16 protein-coding genes are annotated in these 15,796 nt (G+C 71.9%); 10 read left to right on the top strand and 6 right to left on the bottom strand.

The features are described from left to right. The first annotated feature begins 90 nt into the window (after positions 1–90). Complete coding sequence (locus OG500_RS01220; RefSeq protein WP_329575438.1) at positions 91–834, top strand: SDR family oxidoreductase; 744 nt, start codon at positions 91–93, stop codon at positions 832–834. Between the two features lie 442 nt (positions 835–1,276). Continuing rightward, positions 1,277–1,858: a hypothetical protein gene (locus OG500_RS01215; protein ID WP_329575435.1), complete on the top strand. Its 582-nt coding sequence runs from the start codon at positions 1,277–1,279 to the stop codon at positions 1,856–1,858. Here OG500_RS01215 and OG500_RS01210 read toward each other — a convergent pair. Together OG500_RS01210 and OG500_RS01205 are read right to left on the bottom strand one after the other, a co-directional pair. Next, complete coding sequence (locus tag OG500_RS01210) at positions 1,776–3,074, bottom strand: LCP family protein (RefSeq protein ID WP_329575432.1); 1,299 nt, start codon at positions 3,072–3,074, stop codon at positions 1,776–1,778. The genes OG500_RS01215 and OG500_RS01210 overlap by 83 nt on opposite strands. Positions 3,075–3,364: 290 nt before the next feature. After that, a complete protein-coding gene (locus OG500_RS01205) occupies positions 3,365–4,378 on the bottom strand; it encodes a helix-turn-helix transcriptional regulator (protein ID WP_327064452.1) in 1,014 nt (337 codons plus the stop codon). Between the two features lie 206 nt (positions 4,379–4,584). On the opposite strand from OG500_RS01205, the gene OG500_RS01200 reads away from it, so the two are divergent. The 3 genes from OG500_RS01200 (at position 4,585) to OG500_RS01190 (ending at position 5,539) form a co-directional block, all read left to right on the top strand. Further along, a complete protein-coding gene (locus tag OG500_RS01200; protein ID WP_329575429.1) occupies positions 4,585–4,770 on the top strand; it encodes a hypothetical protein in 186 nt (61 codons plus the stop codon). Positions 4,771–4,946: 176 nt separating this feature from the next. After that, positions 4,947–5,306: a hypothetical protein gene (locus tag OG500_RS01195; RefSeq protein WP_327064450.1), complete on the top strand. Its 360-nt coding sequence runs from the start codon at positions 4,947–4,949 to the stop codon at positions 5,304–5,306. A 98-nt stretch (positions 5,307–5,404) separates the two neighbouring features. Then, positions 5,405–5,539 carry a hypothetical protein gene (locus OG500_RS01190; protein ID WP_327064449.1) on the top strand — a complete coding sequence of 45 codons (135 nt, stop codon included), beginning with the start codon at positions 5,405–5,407 and terminating at the stop codon, positions 5,537–5,539. Positions 5,540–5,635: 96 nt separating this feature from the next. On the opposite strand, the gene OG500_RS01185 is transcribed toward OG500_RS01190, so the two are convergent. Beyond that, positions 5,636–6,025, bottom strand: coding sequence for a lytic transglycosylase domain-containing protein (locus OG500_RS01185; protein ID WP_327064403.1), 390 nt, complete (start codon positions 6,023–6,025; stop codon positions 5,636–5,638). 678 nt (positions 6,026–6,703) lie between these two features. Further along, positions 6,704–8,104 carry an APC family permease gene (locus OG500_RS01180; protein ID WP_329575425.1) on the bottom strand — a complete coding sequence of 467 codons (1,401 nt, stop codon included), beginning with the start codon at positions 8,102–8,104 and terminating at the stop codon, positions 6,704–6,706. Between the two features lie 309 nt (positions 8,105–8,413). Between OG500_RS01180 and OG500_RS01175 the strand changes: the two genes are divergently transcribed. Both OG500_RS01175 and OG500_RS01170 read left to right on the top strand, forming a co-directional pair. Then, a complete protein-coding gene (locus OG500_RS01175; RefSeq protein ID WP_329575422.1) occupies positions 8,414–9,463 on the top strand; it encodes an SPFH domain-containing protein in 1,050 nt (349 codons plus the stop codon). Further along, positions 9,460–10,362: a hypothetical protein gene (locus OG500_RS01170; protein WP_327064445.1), complete on the top strand. Its 903-nt coding sequence runs from the start codon at positions 9,460–9,462 to the stop codon at positions 10,360–10,362. The genes OG500_RS01175 and OG500_RS01170 overlap by 4 nt, the downstream gene beginning before the upstream one ends. A gap of 89 nt (positions 10,363–10,451) precedes the next feature. Here OG500_RS01170 and OG500_RS01165 read toward each other — a convergent pair whose 3' ends face one another. Beyond that, on the bottom strand, positions 10,452–11,228 hold the full coding sequence (locus tag OG500_RS01165; protein WP_329575419.1) for a hypothetical protein: 777 nt from the start codon (positions 11,226–11,228) through the stop codon (positions 10,452–10,454). A gap of 298 nt (positions 11,229–11,526) precedes the next feature. Between OG500_RS01165 and OG500_RS01160 the strand changes: the two genes are divergently transcribed. Both OG500_RS01160 and OG500_RS01155 read left to right on the top strand, forming a co-directional pair. Continuing rightward, positions 11,527–12,522, top strand: a complete 996-nt coding sequence (locus tag OG500_RS01160; RefSeq protein ID WP_327064443.1) for an aldo/keto reductase — start codon at positions 11,527–11,529, stop codon at positions 12,520–12,522. Between the two features lie 137 nt (positions 12,523–12,659). After that, positions 12,660–13,802 (top strand): low temperature requirement protein A, encoded by a 1,143-nt coding sequence (locus tag OG500_RS01155; protein ID WP_329575416.1) that lies wholly within the window; start codon positions 12,660–12,662, stop codon positions 13,800–13,802. Between the two features lie 115 nt (positions 13,803–13,917). Here the strand turns inward: OG500_RS01155 and OG500_RS01150 are convergent, their stop codons facing one another. Continuing rightward, a complete protein-coding gene (locus tag OG500_RS01150) occupies positions 13,918–15,030 on the bottom strand; it encodes an FAD-dependent oxidoreductase (RefSeq protein ID WP_329575413.1) in 1,113 nt (370 codons plus the stop codon). 123 nt (positions 15,031–15,153) lie between these two features. Here OG500_RS01150 and OG500_RS01145 point away from each other — a divergent pair, with 123 nt between their 5' ends. After that, positions 15,154–15,747 (top strand): TetR/AcrR family transcriptional regulator, encoded by a 594-nt coding sequence (locus OG500_RS01145; RefSeq protein ID WP_329575410.1) that lies wholly within the window; start codon positions 15,154–15,156, stop codon positions 15,745–15,747. The last annotated feature ends 49 nt before the right edge of the window (positions 15,748–15,796 follow it).

Raw genomic sequence — 15,796 nt, 5'->3', positions numbered from 1 at the left:
GTACGTCCCGCGCCGTCATGCGCCTGGGGCATGACGGCATGCGGAACGGGTCTTGGACAGGGTGTGCGGGTGGACGTTTGGCTTGAGGGCATGACCACTTATGACGGCAAGAAGATCGTGATCACGGGCGGAAGCAGCGGTATCGGCCTGGCTACGGCCCGGTTGTTCGCCGACGGTGGGGCACAGGTACTGATCACCGGCCGGACCCGGTCCACCCTGGACGCCGCGCTGGAGCAGTTGGGGGACAAGGCGATCGCCGTGCGCAGCGACGCCGCGTCCCTGGAGGACGTCAAGGCGCTGGCCGGCACGGTCCAGGAGCGGCTCGGCGCGGTGGACGCGCTGTTCGTCAACGCCGGCGTCACCGCGTCCGCGCCGTTCGACTCGACGACGGAGGAGATGTACGACGCGCTGTTCGGCGTCAACGCCAAGGGCCCGTACTTCACGGTGCAGGCGTTGGCGCCGCTGTTGCGCGAGGGAAGCGGCGTGGTCCTCACCACGTCGGTGGTGAACGTCCTTGGCCTGGACGCGCTCAGTGTCTACTCGGCGAGCAAGGCAGCCCTGCGGTCGATGACGCGCACCCTGGCCCGCGAGCTGCTGCCGCGCGGGGTGCGCGTCAATGCCGTGAGCCCCGGGCCGATCGACACGGGCATCCTGGACCGCTCCTTGCCGGCCGACGTCGTCGAGACGATGAGGGACACCTTCCGGAGCGGCAACCCGATGCAGCGGCTGGGGTCGTCCGAGGAAGTGGCCGCCGCGGTGGCGTACTTGGCGTTCGGTGCGACCTTCTCGACCGGAGCGGAGTTCCCCGTCGACGGAGGAGCCACGCAACTCTAGCCCGGGAGGACACTGGCGCCGTTGCGGGTGGCGCGGGTGATGGTGCGGTGGTGCCCGGACCGGTCAGCGGTCAGCGGTCAGTGCTCGGACAGTCCGGGCACCGGAAGCCGTGGCGATGGACGACGGAACCGTCGTGGCCGGTCAGGACGGACCGTTGTGGCCGGTCAGGACGGCGGACCAGCTCAGCCACACGGCGTCACCGTCCTTCCGCGGCAGGCCTCCGGCCGCCCGGGGATTCGCTGCTCCCGCGGGAGTACGCCCGAAGCCGTCCGCCGGAGGACGCCGGCAGCAGCGCCGATCCGGTGGACTGAACGGCGCCGGACCTGGGCCTCCCAACCGGCACCGTCCCGACAACCAGAGGCTGTTGACCGTGTCGCCCTTCACCCCGCCTGCCCGACGGTCTGCAGGAGCAGTCAGCGGCGTACTGTACGCCGTCCTCTTCGTGGCCGGCCTCGTCGCCGGCGGTGTCACCGCGCCGTCCGGGCCGTTTGCGACCCCGTACTCGGGCGACGACGTGGTGCGGCGCTACCTGGCCGCCGATCCCGCTGCGCTGCACCGCTCGCTGCAGCTGACGGCTCTGTTCCAGATGCTCTCGGCCTTGGCGCTGCTGGCCTTCGTCCCGTGGCTCACGGACTTCGTTGGACGCCACGGCACCGCGGTGCGGGCGGGCGTGGTCCGGGCGGCGGGCACTGCGTCCGGGGTCCTGCTGGTGTTGTCCGCGAGCGCGGGTTGGGTCCTGTCGCTCCTGGGCTCCGCCACGGACCTGTCGGTGTCCCGCGCCCTCATGGACCTCGCCTTCATCACCGGCGCCGCCCCCGCCATCGGCACGCTCGGCCTGGCCCTGTGGCAGGTGTCGCGCACCGCACGGGGGAGTCGGGCGCTGCCCGCGTGGCTGTCCTGGACCGGGCTGGTCCTGGCCGACACGCGCGTTCCGTCCCGGATCAGGGAGCGGAGTTCGGCACGTCCGGGTTCTGCGCGAACGCCTGGACCGGGGAGCCGAACGCGGTGGTGTCCTCGGTGCTGACCTTGGCGCAGCCCGGTGCGGCGGCGGCGTTGAGCGCGTTGGTGTCGCCGGGCGCGGTGGTCGGGGCGGTAGCGGGGGGAGCGCTCTGCGGGGCGGTGGTGTGGACGGCGTCCGCGGCCTTCCCGGCGTTCGGTGGCGTGCTCGGGGGAGCCGCCGCGGGGCTGCCGGTTCCGGAGAACGACCGGTCGGCCAGGATCGCCCGGAAGACGGCCGACGCCCCGGGGGCCGGTACGAGGTCCTGCGCGAAGACCGGATCGGCGCCGGTGTAGGGCGAGTTGGGGGTGGTCAGGAAGGTGATCCGATTGGTGGGCACGTCGTTGAGCTGGTTCGCGAGGTCGGCGAGGTCGGCGAGCCCGTTGAGGGCGGGGTCCACGGTCAGGGCCTTGGTCGCGGCGCTGGCCAGCGAGTAGAGCGTGACCGGGTTGGTCAGCGTGCCGGCGCTCTTCAGCTTCTGGACCATCGCGGACAGGAAGATGTGCTGGGCGTCCTCACGGCCGAGGTCGCTGCCGTCGCCGAAGCCGTGCCGGGTGCGCAGGAACTCCAGCGCCGCCAGGCCCTGCAGGGTGTGGGTTCCGGCAGTCAGCTTGAGGTGCGAGTCCGGGTCGTAGACGTTGTTGTCGACGCAGACCCGGACTCCGCCGACGGCATCGGACATGTTCACCACCCCGGAGAAGTCGATCATCATGAAGTGGTCGACGGTGATCCCGGTCAGCTGGTGGACGGCGGCCACCGTGCAGCCGGGGCCGTACTGCAGGCTGCTGGTGATGACGGCCTGGCCGGCGCCGGGGTGGACCTGCCCGGTCGTCGGGTCCGTGCAGCCGGGCAGACTCATCACGACGTCGCGCGGGATGCTCAGCACCGTCGCGTTGGTGCGGTCGGCGGCCAGGTGGACGAGCATCTCGACGTCGGCGTTGGCCCCAGGGCCGCAGTCCCCGCCGATCGCGCAGTCGGCGGCGGAGTCGCGGGTGTCCGAGCCGATCACCAGGATGTTCTCCGGGCTGCGGCCGGCCGCGTCCTTCGTCTCCGGGGCCTGACCGCCGGTCCCACTGAACAGCGCGCTGCTCCTGATGTTGCCGTCCAGGTCCACGTACACGTACGCGCCGGCGCCCAGTAGCAGGGCCAGGGGGACGCCGAGCCACAGCACGATCCGGCGCCTGCGCCGCCGCTGCTTCGTCACCTGGTCCGCGCCGTCGCGGGAGGGCTGGTGGTCACCCATGCGTGTGTTCGTTCCCCGTCCGTGCCGACGGCAGGTCCTCGGCCGAGTCGTCGCCGCGCCGCCTTCGCGCCGCCTTCGCAAGGCGCAAGGCCCCGCCTCTGATGAACCATCAGTGTGCCTCCGATCGGTCCCCGGTGCCGCGCGACGCACCCTGAACCGTCGGGCGTCCGCCCGTCCGGAGGCTCCGCCTGCGCACGTCGCCGTCCGGTCCACCGGCGACCCGGTGGAGTGCGGCGCGGGCCGACCCGGAGAGCGGGCGTCGCACGGGCCCGGCCGGCCGGGCGCTGCCGTCAGGTCTGTTCGACGACCGGCTCCAGGAGCCCGGAGCGGGCGGCGATGGCGCCGGCCTGGAAGCGGCTGTCGGCGTCGAGGGCGTCCAGCAGCTCGGAGATGTGGCGGCGGCAGGCGCGCACGGACAGGCCCAGGCGCTTGGCGATGGCTTCGTCCTTGAGACCGTTGGCCATCAGGGTCAGGATCGCGGCCCTGATCTCGGTGGCCGCCGTCCGGGTTGCCGAGGGGCCGATCCGGTAGGGCGAACCGAGGCTCCAGGCCTGTTCGAAGGCCGAGCAGAGGTAGTCGAGGATCGACGGTTCGCGCACGACGATGGCCCCGGCGGGATGGTCGCGGTGCGGCAGGAAGGCGATCTGACGGTCCAGGATGATCATCCGCCCCGGGATCTCGGCGACGGTGCGAATCTGCGAGCCGGCCGCGAGGGCCTCCTCGGCGTAGGCCTGGGTCGCGGGGTGGAAGCGGGCCGTGTGCTGGTAGAGGCTGCGCAGGACGATCCCGCGGTCGAGCAGCTCCAGGTCCCTCGGCAGGGCTTCGGCCAGGGCCGCCGGCGGGCGGCCGCCGCCGGGCTGGCAGGCCATGATCTCCCTCTCGCAGGTCGCGGTCAGGTCCGCGATCAGCGCCCGGACCGCGAACATGTCCGTCAGCACGTCCACTCCGCCCGACCGCTCCAGGTGCAGCGGATCGGCATAGGTGGGCTTCAGCGCCGCCAGGCGGGAGCGCAGCCGCACGGTGCGTTCCCGCTCGGCCGCGAGATCGGCCTCGGCCCGACGGTGCGCGCTCTCCCGCGGGCCCACCAGGGCCGCGATGGCGACCTCCGGGCTCGCGGCGACCACGCCCTGCGCGCCCACCACCAGCACGTGCCGCTCCACCAGTGCCGCCACGGCCGCCCTGGCCGCCTCGTCCCCGCACCCCACCTCACGCCCCACCCGGGTGAGGTCCTGCTCCGAGGGGCGGCGCTGTGCCACCACCCACGCGTAGACGTCCGACACGACGTCCTCGTCGATCAACTCCACTGACGAGCCCCCGAACTTCGCTACGGCTTCACCCGGTTCGGGCGTTTTTGGCAGCCGTCCTGTTGTGCCCCCGTCACATGATGATCCCCCAAGTCCATGGCGGCCGATACCCGTTGCACGGCACTGTGGGGCCGGCCGATCGGTGCGGCCTCCGGGGGCCGGAACGACCGCTCGACCTCACCAAGTCTCAAAGGGGGATCTTCGTCATGCGCAAGCTCGTGTTCCTGGGTCTGGCGGCCGTCGCGCTCTTCGGCGTGACGGCCGGGGCGCAGGGCGGTACCGTCACGGCGTCCCACGCGCACACCGTCCTGGCGGACACCGGCTGGGGCCACCCGTGCACCCGTTCGGGTTCACCGGAGATCAGCTGCGGCGGTCCCCGCGTCAACCACTGAGCGACCGGTGTCCGCACCCGGGCTCGCTGATCGGCGGGGGCCGACGGGGCCCGGGGGAGTTCGACAGAACCACCAGGATCCACAGCCGGCGGCACACGCCGCCACAGCCGAGGTGCCCGGCCGCGAACGCGGCCGGGTCGGCTGACCTCACGACCCACACGAAGGAGAAGATGACCATGGGCAAGAAGACGATCGGGACCGCGGTCGCGGCGGCAGGCATCGTGGCGGCGCTGACGATGGGCGGCGGCACGGCGTTCGCCAACGGCCAGACCGTGGGCACCCCGGGCGACAACGTGCCGAGCCCCACCATCGCCTCCAACACCAGCACCCACTGCCTGAGCTACACCGCCAACGAGCACGACGGCTGGAACTGGGGCGGATTCCGCGTCGTCGACAACGACACCCACGTCCAGGTCGGCGGCGGCAACATCGAGGCGTTCAGCCTGGATGTGACCGGCAACATCTGCGGCCTGTACGGCAAGCACTACTACATCCAGGTCTGGGGCGGCAGCGGCTTCGGCAGCCTCTCCAACTGACTGTCCCACCGGACCGACGCCGGGGCCACCGAGGTCCCGGTGCGGGGCGCGCCTGCCACCGCGGGGCAGGCGCGCCCCTCCCGCATGCCGTGCCGCGCGTGACGGCCCGGCCCGGCAGCAGCCGCCCGCACCCCGATCGCCGCCTGGCCGACCGGTGCCGCAACCGGAACCGCAAACCCGCCCCGCGCCCCTTCGCCGACTGGGCCGTGCGCAACATCGCCGCGTTCCGCTGAGACCGGAGACTCTCCGGGAACGCCTGAGGGGCCCGGCGCGCGGGTCGCGTGCTGGGCCCCTCGGGGGTGACCCGCTGGGGGTCGCTGATCGGGTGATCAGTAGTTGTGGTGGACCTGCCAGTAAGCCCAGGCCTGGTTGGGGCTGCCGTAGCGGCTGTTCATGTAGTCGTAGGTCCACTTGATCTGGGTGGAGGCGTTGGTCTGCCAGTCGGCGCCGGCGGAGGCCATCTTGTTGCCCGGCAGGGCCTGGCCCAGGCCGTAGGCGCCCGAGGAGGGGTTGGTGGCGGTGATGTTCCAGCCGCTCTCGTGGGAGACGATCTGGTCGAAGGAGGCCAGCTGGTCGGCGGGGACGATGCTGGCGGCGATCTGCTGCGGGGTGGCGGCAGAGGCGGCGGTGGGGGCCACGGCGGCGCCGATGGCGACGATGCCGGCGGCGGAGGCGAGCAGGGCGGCGGACTTGCGCATGCGGGTGGAGATCACGGGCATGTGGAGTTCGACCTCAGATCACTTGGGCACCTGTCCCGTGGCTCGGCGGACCCGGTGGGGCCCGGCGGGCGGGTGTCGGTGCCGGGGCGGTCGGTCTCACAGTGAGCGACCGCCGGACGGGAGTGCGGCAGCGGATCGAACCGCCGCCGCAGCTGGCGACTCAGCCATTGTTAGCGGGCCGGTCGGCCGGCTCCAAGGGGTGCCCGCTACGACGGTGCGTCGTAGCGGTGCCGGGTGAACGCGCCGGTGGGGCGCGGGCGGCTGGGTGTGGTTCGGGCGGTTAAACCTGCTCTGGCGCGGCTTTTTGGGCGATTTGCAACGTTTTGACCTGCGGAAACGGTGCGGACCAGGCCGCAGGCACGGGAGCGCGGCCATGGTGGCGGCCGGCCGGGCGGGCCCGGTGGACGGGAGTGGTGAACGGTCTACGAGGAAGGGTAGGAGGTGCCCCCAGCGCGTGAGGACCATCACGGCCCACCCCCGTCCGGCACCCGCCCCAAGGGGACCCAGCTCACATCATGGTGACTGTCGGCAACCGCTCGATGGCGGCGGTCCGTACCCGGGGGGCTCAAGGAGGTCGGGCCCGCCGGGGTGCGCCGGTGGTTGCGGCTTCGTACAGGGCCCGGGTGGCGGAGCCGACGTAGGCGCTGTAGGACACCTGGGGGTGTTGCCACGGCTTGGTCAGGCATCGAGTTTCAGGTCGACGGAGCGGCCGGTCCGATGCCGGACGATCAGGATCACGATGCCGATGACCAGCCAGCAGGCCCCGCCGATCTGGGCATGGGGGCTGGCCTTGGCCAGCACGTAGCCGATGATCAGGAAACCCAGCAGCGGTACCACCAGGTGCATGCCGTACGTGCGTTGACGCTTGCGGAGCAGGAAGTGGCACGCGACCGACAGGTGCAGCAGCAGGAAGGAGAACAGTGCGCCGAAGTTCACCAGCGACGAGAGCAGCGCTACCTGGCCGACCAGGCTGAGCCCGAGTGCCAGGCTGATCAACGAGACCAGGAGGATGGCCCGTTCGGGGACCTGGCGGTCGGCGTCGACGTGGGACAGGAAGCGCGGCAGGAAGCCGTCCCGGGCCATCGAGAACAGGAGGCGGGAGGTGGCGGCCTGGGCGACGAGCGCGTTGGCCACGGCGGAGGCCAACGCGCTGGTGAGTGCGACGACGTTCTTGAGCCAGACTCCGCCGGCCGTTCTGGCGACGTCGTAGAACGCGGTGTTCTCCGCCGCCTGGTCCGGTAGCGAGGTGCGCCCCGGCAACAGCAGCGCGGCCAGGTAGGACTGCACCACGAAGAGCGCCGCGACGATGCACAGCGAGAGCAGGGTGGCCCTGCCCACCACCCGGGCGCCGCCCTTGACCTCCTCCGCCAGGGTGGAGATGGCGTCGAAGCCGAGGAACGAGAGTACGGCCACCGACAGCGCCGAGAACACCACCGGGATCGAGAAGACCTGTGGGTTGTACAGCGGGTCGAGGCTCCAGTGCGCCCCGTTCACCCCTCGGACGACGGCTGCGGTGCTCAGGGCGACGAACAGCGCCAGCACGATCAGCTCGGCCAGCAGGAACAGCTTGTTCATCCAGGCCGTGGTCCGGATGCCGAGCAGGTTCACCACCGTGTTGAACACCACGAAGACGGTGATCCACAACCACTGGGGGACGCCGTCACCCACCACCGCCTGAAGGGCCACCGCACCCGTCACGTACAGCAGGGTGGGGACCAGCAGGTAGTCCAGCAGGATGGCCCACCCCGCCAGGAATCCGACCTCCGGGCGGATCCCGCGCGCCGCGTAGGCGTAGACCGAACCGGAGATCGGGAACTCGCGGGACATCTCGCGGTAGCCCAGCGCGGTGAAGAGCATGGCGACCAGGCCGACGAGGTAGGTCAGCGCCACCATGCCCCGGGACAGGTCGAAGACCACGCCGAAGATCGCGAACGGGGCGATCGGCACCATGAAGACCAGGCCGTAGACCAGCAGGTCGCGCAGGCGCAGGGTACGACGGAGCTGTGACCGGTATCCGAACCGGGACAACGGGTCCGTGGTGCCGGATTCGTCCGGGGCCGCACCGGGTTGATCGGACATGGACGTTCCCTCCGGACTGCCGGCGGCCGAGGCGGTATCCCGTTCGGTCAGTATGCGACATCCGTGGGCTGCTGAGGCCGCAAGGAAGGGGTGCGGGGCCCGGCGGGTCCGCCCGACGGCGACGTTGTCACATGCCACGGTGGGCCCGGGTGCGAAGGGCAGGCGAGGGTCGCACCTCATGCGTGCGTGGCGCACGCTATTCGCCGTGCGAGAGCGGTGGTCACGGGCGTCGCTTTCGTCATATTGACGATAAGTGAGAGGTGCAGTTATCGTCAGCGAGACGAGAAGGTGTCTCGGAAATGAGGACCCATGGCTGACATCACGAAGCGCTTCGGTCTGCTGCACCTGCGGGCCGCCCCCACCGCCCACATCCGCCACCTGCGCGGCGGCACCGTGGCCCACGAGGGCACGGGACTGGCGTTCTGGTTCCGGCCGTTGGCCGCGGCGATCTCCGAAGTGCCGGCCGACGACCGGGAGCTGTCGTTGCTCTGCCACGCGAGGACCGCCGAGTTCCAGGACCTGGCCATCCAGGTGACCCTGACCTACCGCATCACCGATCCCGAACTGGCCGCGACCCGGCTGGACTTCAGCATCGACCCGGAGACCGGGGCATGGCGGGCCGAACCGCTGGAGCAGCTCGGCACGCTGCTGACCGAGACCGCCCAGCAGCACGCCTTGGAACTGATCGCCCGTACCACGCTGGCGGTGGCGCTGGCCGAGGGCGTGCGCACGGTGCGTCGGGCGATCGCCGAGGGGCTGGCGGACGACGCGCGGCTGGCGGAACTCGGCCTGGTGGTGCTCGCGGTCCGGGTGACCGCGCTACGGCCCGAGCCGGAGCTGGAGCGGGCGCTGCGCACCCCGGCCAGGGAGCAGGTGCAGCAGGAGGCCGACCGGGCCACCTACGAGCGGCGAGCGGTCGCGGTCGAGCGGGAACGCAAGATCGCCGAGAACGAACTGGCCAACAGGATCGAACTCGCCCGCCGGGAGGAGGAGCTGATCGCCCATCAGGGCGTCAACGCCTACCGCGAGGCGGAGCAGCAGGCTGCCGCCGACCAGGTCCGGGCCGAGGCGGAGGCGCAGCGCCGTACCCGGTTGGCCACCGCGGAGGCCGAGGCCGCCGTACTCCTGGCCGACGCCCAGGCCGCGGCCGAGCGGGCCCTGAGCGAGGCCAAGGCGGCCGGCCAGGCCGCCTGGCTGGCCGCACACCAGCAGGCCAGCCCCGAGGTGTTGCAGGCCCTCGCGCTCGGCCGGCTGGCCGAGAACCTGCCGAAGATCGACAGCCTCACGCTCAGCCCGGACCTGCTGACCGGTCTGCTCGCCCAGCTGGGCCGCCCGGCACCGGCCGGCGGTGCCCGGTGACCTTGGTCCCGCGCGTGGTGCTGGTCCACCGGCACACCGAGTACCAGGAGTTGCTCGCCCGGCACGGCTCGCGGGGCCAGGCCGCCTTCTTCCTGGCCCGTCGCGGCCGGTCGCTGGACGAGGTGGAGCAGCGCCACCGGCGGCTGCAGGCCGCGTTGACGGCGGTGGCCGCCGCAGTGCCGCCGGACTGGCGGCGCAGCCGGATCGAGCGCGGTGATCTGGACCGGTTCCTCTTCGGCCCGGAAGACCTGGTGGTGGTCGTCGGTCAGGACGGACTGGTGGCGAACGTCGCCAAGTACCTGGCCGGCCAGCCGGTGATCGGGATCGACGCCGAGCCGGGCCGTAACCCGGGTGTCCTGGTCCGTCATCACGCCGAGGACGCCGCCGAGTTGCTGCGGCTGGCCGCCTCCACCGCGGTGGACCTGCGGTCGGCCGAGTGCACCATGGTGGAGGCGGTCGCCGACGACACCCAGCGGCTGCTCGCCCTCAACGAGATCTACCTGGGCCAGCGCGGTCACCAGACCGCCCGCTACCGCCTCACTCCGCCCGGCGGCGGCCCCGACGAGGCGCAGGCCTCTTCCGGCGTCCTGGTCGGCACCGGCACCGGGGCCACGGGCTGGTGCCGCTCGGCCTGGCTGGAACGCCGCAGCGAGGTCCCGCTGCCCGCCCCGGGCGCGCCTGCCCTGAGCTGGTTCGTCCGGGAGGCCTGGCCCTCGCCGGTCACCGGGACCACCCAGGTCCAGGGCTGCTGCGGCGTCGGCCAGGAGCTGACGCTGACCGTGGAGTCGGACCAACTGGTCGCCTTCGGCGACGGTGTGGAGTCGGACGCCCTGCAGCTGAGCTGGGGTCAGACCGTGCGGGTGCGAGTGGCACCGGAACGACTGCGGCTGGTGGGGTGAGCGGTCGACTCGCGCTCGGCGTGCGCCGGAGAACCCTTGGACCACTCATCCGCCGCCACCGCCTTGAAGCGCCGAGCTCAGTGACCGTGTCAGGACGGACAGATGAGTGACCCGAGCGGCGGACAGGGAATGACCAGCGTGCTGACGCCAGGGCGCCCGACGAAGGCGCGGGCAGCGGCGGCCTGGCGGCGCTGGGACTCCAGGTCGTCGGCGCGCCAGGCGTCCCGCCGGGCGCGGGCGTTGTCCCAGTTGTAGGAGACGGCGCTGATGGAGGCGTTGGCGGCGGCGCGGCTGATGTCCGCCTTCATGATGGCGCGTTGGAGCGCGGTCTGGGTGGCGGCGAGGTCGATCCGGGCGATCAGGACCCCGGGGGTGTTCGGCACCCGGGTCGGAACGAGGGCCTGGGGGAGCAGGGAGATCCCGGTGTCGTGGCGGCCGATGTTCTCGGTGGAGGCCCTCGCGGCGTCCCGGGACATGATGTGCATCTCCTGGTGTATCCAGACGAGTTCGTCGAGGTCGGCCATGGTGATGCGGATCCGCTGGTAGATCGCGCGGAAGCGGGGGTCCTCGTGCAGCGGCCGGAGCGCGGCGGCGTGGAGGGCGACGCAGTCGTTGAAGCCGGCCGTGACGGCGGCGTCGAGGTGGAAGAGTGCCTGGTCGATCTCGCGGTGCAGGAAGGCCAGGGCGGCGAGCCCGCTGTGCCCGGCGCCGACCAGCCAGGCCGCGTCCGGGCCGAGCGCGGTGGCGCGCGCGATGACGTCGTGGAAGCCCGTGGCGACGTGGGCGGCCGAGGCCGCTGGACTGGTCAGGTTCGCCACCAGCAGTTCCTGGACACGGGACGCGAGCGAGTTGATGGTGTCGGCCATGGATCTCCTCAGGCAGGGGTGGCGCACACGGTCGGCACGAACCTACGGCACTGGCCCGACAAGGCCTGGTGCTCCGAACCGCCACCCGTGGTACCGCAGGATCCCGTTTCCGGCCGGCCCGTGAACGCGAGCACCTCGTACGGAGACGCGCTGAAGCACCGGATGCTCCGGGGCGACCGCCAACGCGGCGCGAGAGCCGGGCCAGGGATCGGCGGTCCCCGGATGAACGCTCCGCTCCCGCACGTCGCGGTGCGGGCGCAAGCTGGGTGGTAGAGCGACGACGACGGAGGAGAACGCGATGCAGACACGAACCCTGGGCACCACCGGCCCCACCGTCTCCGCGATGGGTCTGGGCGCGATGGGCATGTCGGGCGTCTACGGGGAGGCCGACCGCGCGGAGAGCATCGCCACCGTGCACGCCGCGTTGGAGCGGGGCGTCACACTGATCGACACCGGCGACTTCTACGCGATGGGCCACAACGAGCTGCTGATCGCCGAGGCGCTGCGCGGCCGGGACCGGGACGGCTACCAGCTGAGCGTCAAGTTCGGCATGCTGCGGGCGCCCGGCCCGGGGTTCGGCGGGATGGACGGCCGGCCCGAGGCGGTGAAGAACTTCCTCGCCTACTCGCTGACCCGCCTGGGCACCGACCACATCGACATCTACCGCCCCGCCCGGCTGGATCCGGCGGTACCGATCGAGGAGACGGTGGGCGCGATCAAGGAGATGATCGACGCCGGGTACGTGCGGCACCTCGGCCTCTCGGAGGTCGACGCGGCCACGATCCGCCGCGCGCACGCCGTGCACCCGGTCGCCGACCTCCAGATCGAGTACTCGCTGATCTCCCGCGCGGTGGAGGCGGACATCCTGCCCACGCTGCGGGAGCTCGGGATCGGCCTGACGGCGTACGGCGTCCTCAGCCGCGGTCTCATCTCCGGCCACTGGTCCGCCGGCCGCACCGCCGGCCCCGGTGACAGCCGCGGCTTCAACCCGCGGTTCTCGAGCGGGAACGTGGAACACAACCTCGCCCTCGTGGAGGCACTGCGCCGGGTCGCCGACGCGAAGAGGTGCACGGTCGCCCAACTGGCCATCGCCTGGGTGGCCGCCCAGGGCGAGGACATCGTGCCGCTGGTCGGCGCCCGCACCCGCGAGCGGTTGGTCGAGGCACTGCCCGCGATGAAGCTGACCCTCACCGCGCAGGACCTCGCGGAGATCGAGAAGGCGGTGCCGGCGGGTTCGGCGCGCGGCGACCGGTACCCGTCCGCATTCATGTCCGGCCTCGGCACCGGCAACTGAGCCCCCCCGCACCGCACCCCAGCACCGCACCGCACCGCACCCCAGCACCGCCGCGCAGGGCAGGGCGGCACGACCGAACGGACCCGTGGCAGCGTGGTCCGCCGCTGCGGCGGCGCCGTGCTGGAACAATCTCGACCGTGACCGATGAGACAGCCGTCCCAGGTCCCGCGGAGTCGGTGCGGCCGCTGGAGCTCTTCTTCGACCTGGTCTTCGTCTTCACGATCACCCAGGTCGCCTCGCCCCTCACCGTCGCGCCCACGCTGCTCGGCGTGGGCCGGATGGCGGTGCTCCTGATGCTCGTCTGGTGGATGTACGCCGGCTACGCCTGGCTGACCAACGCGCTCGATCTCGACCGCACCGGCCCTCGCCTGCTCCTGCTGACCGCCATGGCGGGGTTCTTCCTGATGTCGATGGCCGTCCCGAAGGCGCCTGGGCACGGTCCCTGGGCGCTCATCCTCGGCGCCGGCTACCTCCTGGTCGTCACGGTCCACCTGGTCGGATTCATCGGGACCTCCGGCCACCGCGGGATCATGCGCATCGGTCCGCTGAACCTGGCCAGCGCCCTTGTGGTGCTGGCGGCGGCGGCCGCACCGCCGCACGCACGACTGTGGTTGTGGACGCTGGCGGCCGCCATGGAGGTGATGACACCGCTGGTCACCAGGGCCAGCGGGTTCGCGGTCGGTGCCGGGCACTTCGTCGAGCGCCACGGACTCGCGGTGATCATCGTGCTGGGCGAGTCGATCACCGAGGTCGGAGCCGTGACCTCGCGGGAGAACAGCGTCACCACGTCCATCCTGGGCGCTTTGCTGGCGCTGGTGCTGAGCGCCGAGATGTGGTGGCTCTACTTCGGGCGGGAAGAACGCGAGAGCGAGGCTCGGCTGGATCGGGTCCCGGCCGGGCACCGATCGCGCGTCGCTGTCTACTCCTTCGGTTACGCCTACTACGTGATCATCTTCGGCATCGTGGTCGCGGCGGTCGGCATGCAGAAGGCCATCGACGAGTTCCTCCGTCCCTCCCACCACCTCGCCGCCCTCCTGCTGCCCCTCGGCACCGCCCTCTACCTGTCCGGCCTCGCCTGTTTCCACCGCGCCCTCGCGGGCAGCTGGCCCCTGCCCCGCATCCTGGCCGCACTCGCCACCGCCGCACTCGTGACGCCCGCCGCGCTCTGGAACAGTGGCGCCGCCGCGCTCGCGACGGCGGTCCTGGCCCTGCTCGCCCTGATCGCGTGGGAGGCCGCCGAGCCCGCGCAGCCGAAACTGGAGGAGGCCCCGCACACCTGACGTTCCCCCAGGAATCCGCCGGTCGGTCCGCCGAGTCCTTGCCCCGCTCTGCTGCTTCTCCTGGAACACGGAAGCGCGGGCGGGCCGCCGCCGCAGGCACCACGGGCGGGTGTGCTCAGGGGGTCGCCGCGGGGACGAGGTGGTCGAGGCCCTGAGCGCTGCCCGTCGCGGCCTCGGCCGAGCGCGGCAGCATGATGCTCTCGTAGGCACGGACGGCGTCGCTGATGCTGGGCTCGGCCACCAGGGCGTGGGCGAGGTCGGAGCCGTCGAGCATGGCGAGGTTGGCGCCCAGCCCGACCGGGGGCATCAGGTGCGCGGCATCGCCGAGCAGCGTGACGCCGGTAACGTGCTCCCAGGTGTGCGGGGCGGGCAGCACGAACAGGGACCGGTTGACGAACCCGCTGTCGCCGTTGCGCAGGATGTTGCGCAGGCTCTCGTCCCAGCCCTCGAACATCCTCAACAGCTGCGTCCGCACGGCCTGATGGTCGCCGAGGTCGACACCGGCGGCCACGTGCCAGTCCTCCGGCTCGCGGAGCGCGATGTAGGCACGGATGTGGCCGTTGCTGTTGCGCTGGGCGACCAAGGTCCGTCCGGCGCCCTTCGCCAGCATCGATCCGTTGCCGACCAGCCGGGCGAGGTCGGGGTGGCGGGTGTCGCAGTGGTCGAATCCGGTCTCCATGAAGGTGACACCGGTGTAGCTGGGGGCGGCGTGCGACAGGGCCGGCCGGACGCGCGACCAGGCGCCGTCGGCGCCGACCACCAGGTCGAAGTGTTCGGCGGTGCCGTCGGTGAAGAGCAGTCGGCAGGTGCCGTCCGCCAGCGGGGTGACGGCGCTCACGGCTCGGTTCCATCGCACCGTGCCCTCGGCGATGGACTCCAGGAGCAGACCGCGCAGTTGGCCCCGGTCGATCTCCGGCCGTCCGTCGGCGTCGGGGGAAGGCACCTGGTGCGCCAGGACGCCCGCGGTGGCGAAGTCGAGCACGCGCCACTCGTCCCCTTCGGGGCGGGCGAGGGCGTGGAAGTGGTCGAGGAGCCCCGCCGCGCGCAGCGCGGCCTGGCCGGTGTCGGCGTGCATGTCGAGGCTGCCGCCCTGCGGGCGGGCGTCGGCGGATGCCTCGCGTTCGAAGACGGTGACAGAGCGGCCGTGTCGCTGCAGGACTCGGGCGCAGGTGAGGCCGCCGAGGCCGGCGCCGACGATCGCGATGCGGGGATGACGAGCGGAGTTCATGGAGTGCCCTTCGGGAGGTGGGTGGGTCACCGGGAGGCCCGGCATCACCACGAAAGCACACTCGCTCAATAAGTGCAATGACTACACTTTTGAAGTGAATGCAGTTCGCGATAGAGTGTGCGCGTGACCGAACCGACCGGGCGCCGCGAGCGCAAGAAGGCCCAGACCCGCCAGTCCCTGGCCGACGCCGCACTTGAGCTCTTCCTCGGGCGTGGCTACGACCAGGTCGGCGTCAAGGACGTCGCCGACCTCGCCGACGTCTCGGTGACCACCCTGTTCAAGCACTTCCCCGTCAAGGAGGCCCTGGTCTTCGATCAGGAGGACGACCTGGAAGCCGCACTCGTGGCCGCCGTGCGCGATCGCCCCCCGGGCCAGTCGATCCCGCAGGCGTTGCGCGAGCACCTCCTGCTGAAGCAGACCCAGCTCGCCATCCATGCCGCGGACCCGCGGTTCGCCGACTTCACCCGCCTGGTGCAGGAGACCCCTGCTCTGCGCGACTACGCCCACCACATGTGGACACGCCACGAAGCGGCCCTGGCGAGGGCCGTCGCCGCAGCCGTGGGCGCGCCCGAGGGCGACGTCAGCTGCGCCGCCCTGGCCCACTTCGCCCTGGAGGCCCGCAGCCTCGTCCTGCGGCACCCCGAACCGCGCCGGGCCGCCGAGGAGGCCTTCGCGCTGCTCGAACACGGCTGGGCGGCCACCCACCCGGGCAACTGACCAGGCCCGCAAGGAATCCCGGCGGGCGCGGATGCAGTGCGGGCTCTCG

Source organism: Kitasatospora sp. NBC_01250, from assembly GCF_036226465.1.
Classification (GTDB): domain Bacteria; phylum Actinomycetota; class Actinomycetes; order Streptomycetales; family Streptomycetaceae; genus Kitasatospora.
This window is presented reverse-complemented; position numbering and strand designations above follow the sequence as displayed.

What these genes read in the sequence shown, in the direction of transcription:
- OG500_RS01180 (WP_329575425.1), bottom strand. Translation starts at nt 8,104, where the DNA reads ATGTCCGATCAACCCGGTGCGGCCCCGGACGAATCCGGCACCACGGAC.
- OG500_RS01175 (WP_329575422.1), top strand. Translation starts at nt 8,414, where the DNA reads ATGGCTGACATCACGAAGCGCTTCGGTCTGCTGCACCTGCGGGCCGCC.
- OG500_RS01150 (WP_329575413.1), bottom strand. Translation starts at nt 15,030, where the DNA reads ATGAACTCCGCTCGTCATCCCCGCATCGCGATCGTCGGCGCCGGCCTC.
- OG500_RS01200 (WP_329575429.1), top strand. Translation starts at nt 4,585, where the DNA reads ATGCGCAAGCTCGTGTTCCTGGGTCTGGCGGCCGTCGCGCTCTTCGGC.
- OG500_RS01165 (WP_329575419.1), bottom strand. Translation starts at nt 11,228, where the DNA reads ATGGCCGACACCATCAACTCGCTCGCGTCCCGTGTCCAGGAACTGCTG.
- OG500_RS01210 (WP_329575432.1), bottom strand. Translation starts at nt 3,074, where the DNA reads ATGGGTGACCACCAGCCCTCCCGCGACGGCGCGGACCAGGTGACGAAG.
- OG500_RS01185 (WP_327064403.1), bottom strand. Translation starts at nt 6,025, where the DNA reads ATGCCCGTGATCTCCACCCGCATGCGCAAGTCCGCCGCCCTGCTCGCC.
- OG500_RS01220 (WP_329575438.1), top strand. Translation starts at nt 91, where the DNA reads ATGACCACTTATGACGGCAAGAAGATCGTGATCACGGGCGGAAGCAGC.
- OG500_RS01160 (WP_327064443.1), top strand. Translation starts at nt 11,527, where the DNA reads ATGCAGACACGAACCCTGGGCACCACCGGCCCCACCGTCTCCGCGATG.
- OG500_RS01195 (WP_327064450.1), top strand. Translation starts at nt 4,947, where the DNA reads ATGGGCAAGAAGACGATCGGGACCGCGGTCGCGGCGGCAGGCATCGTG.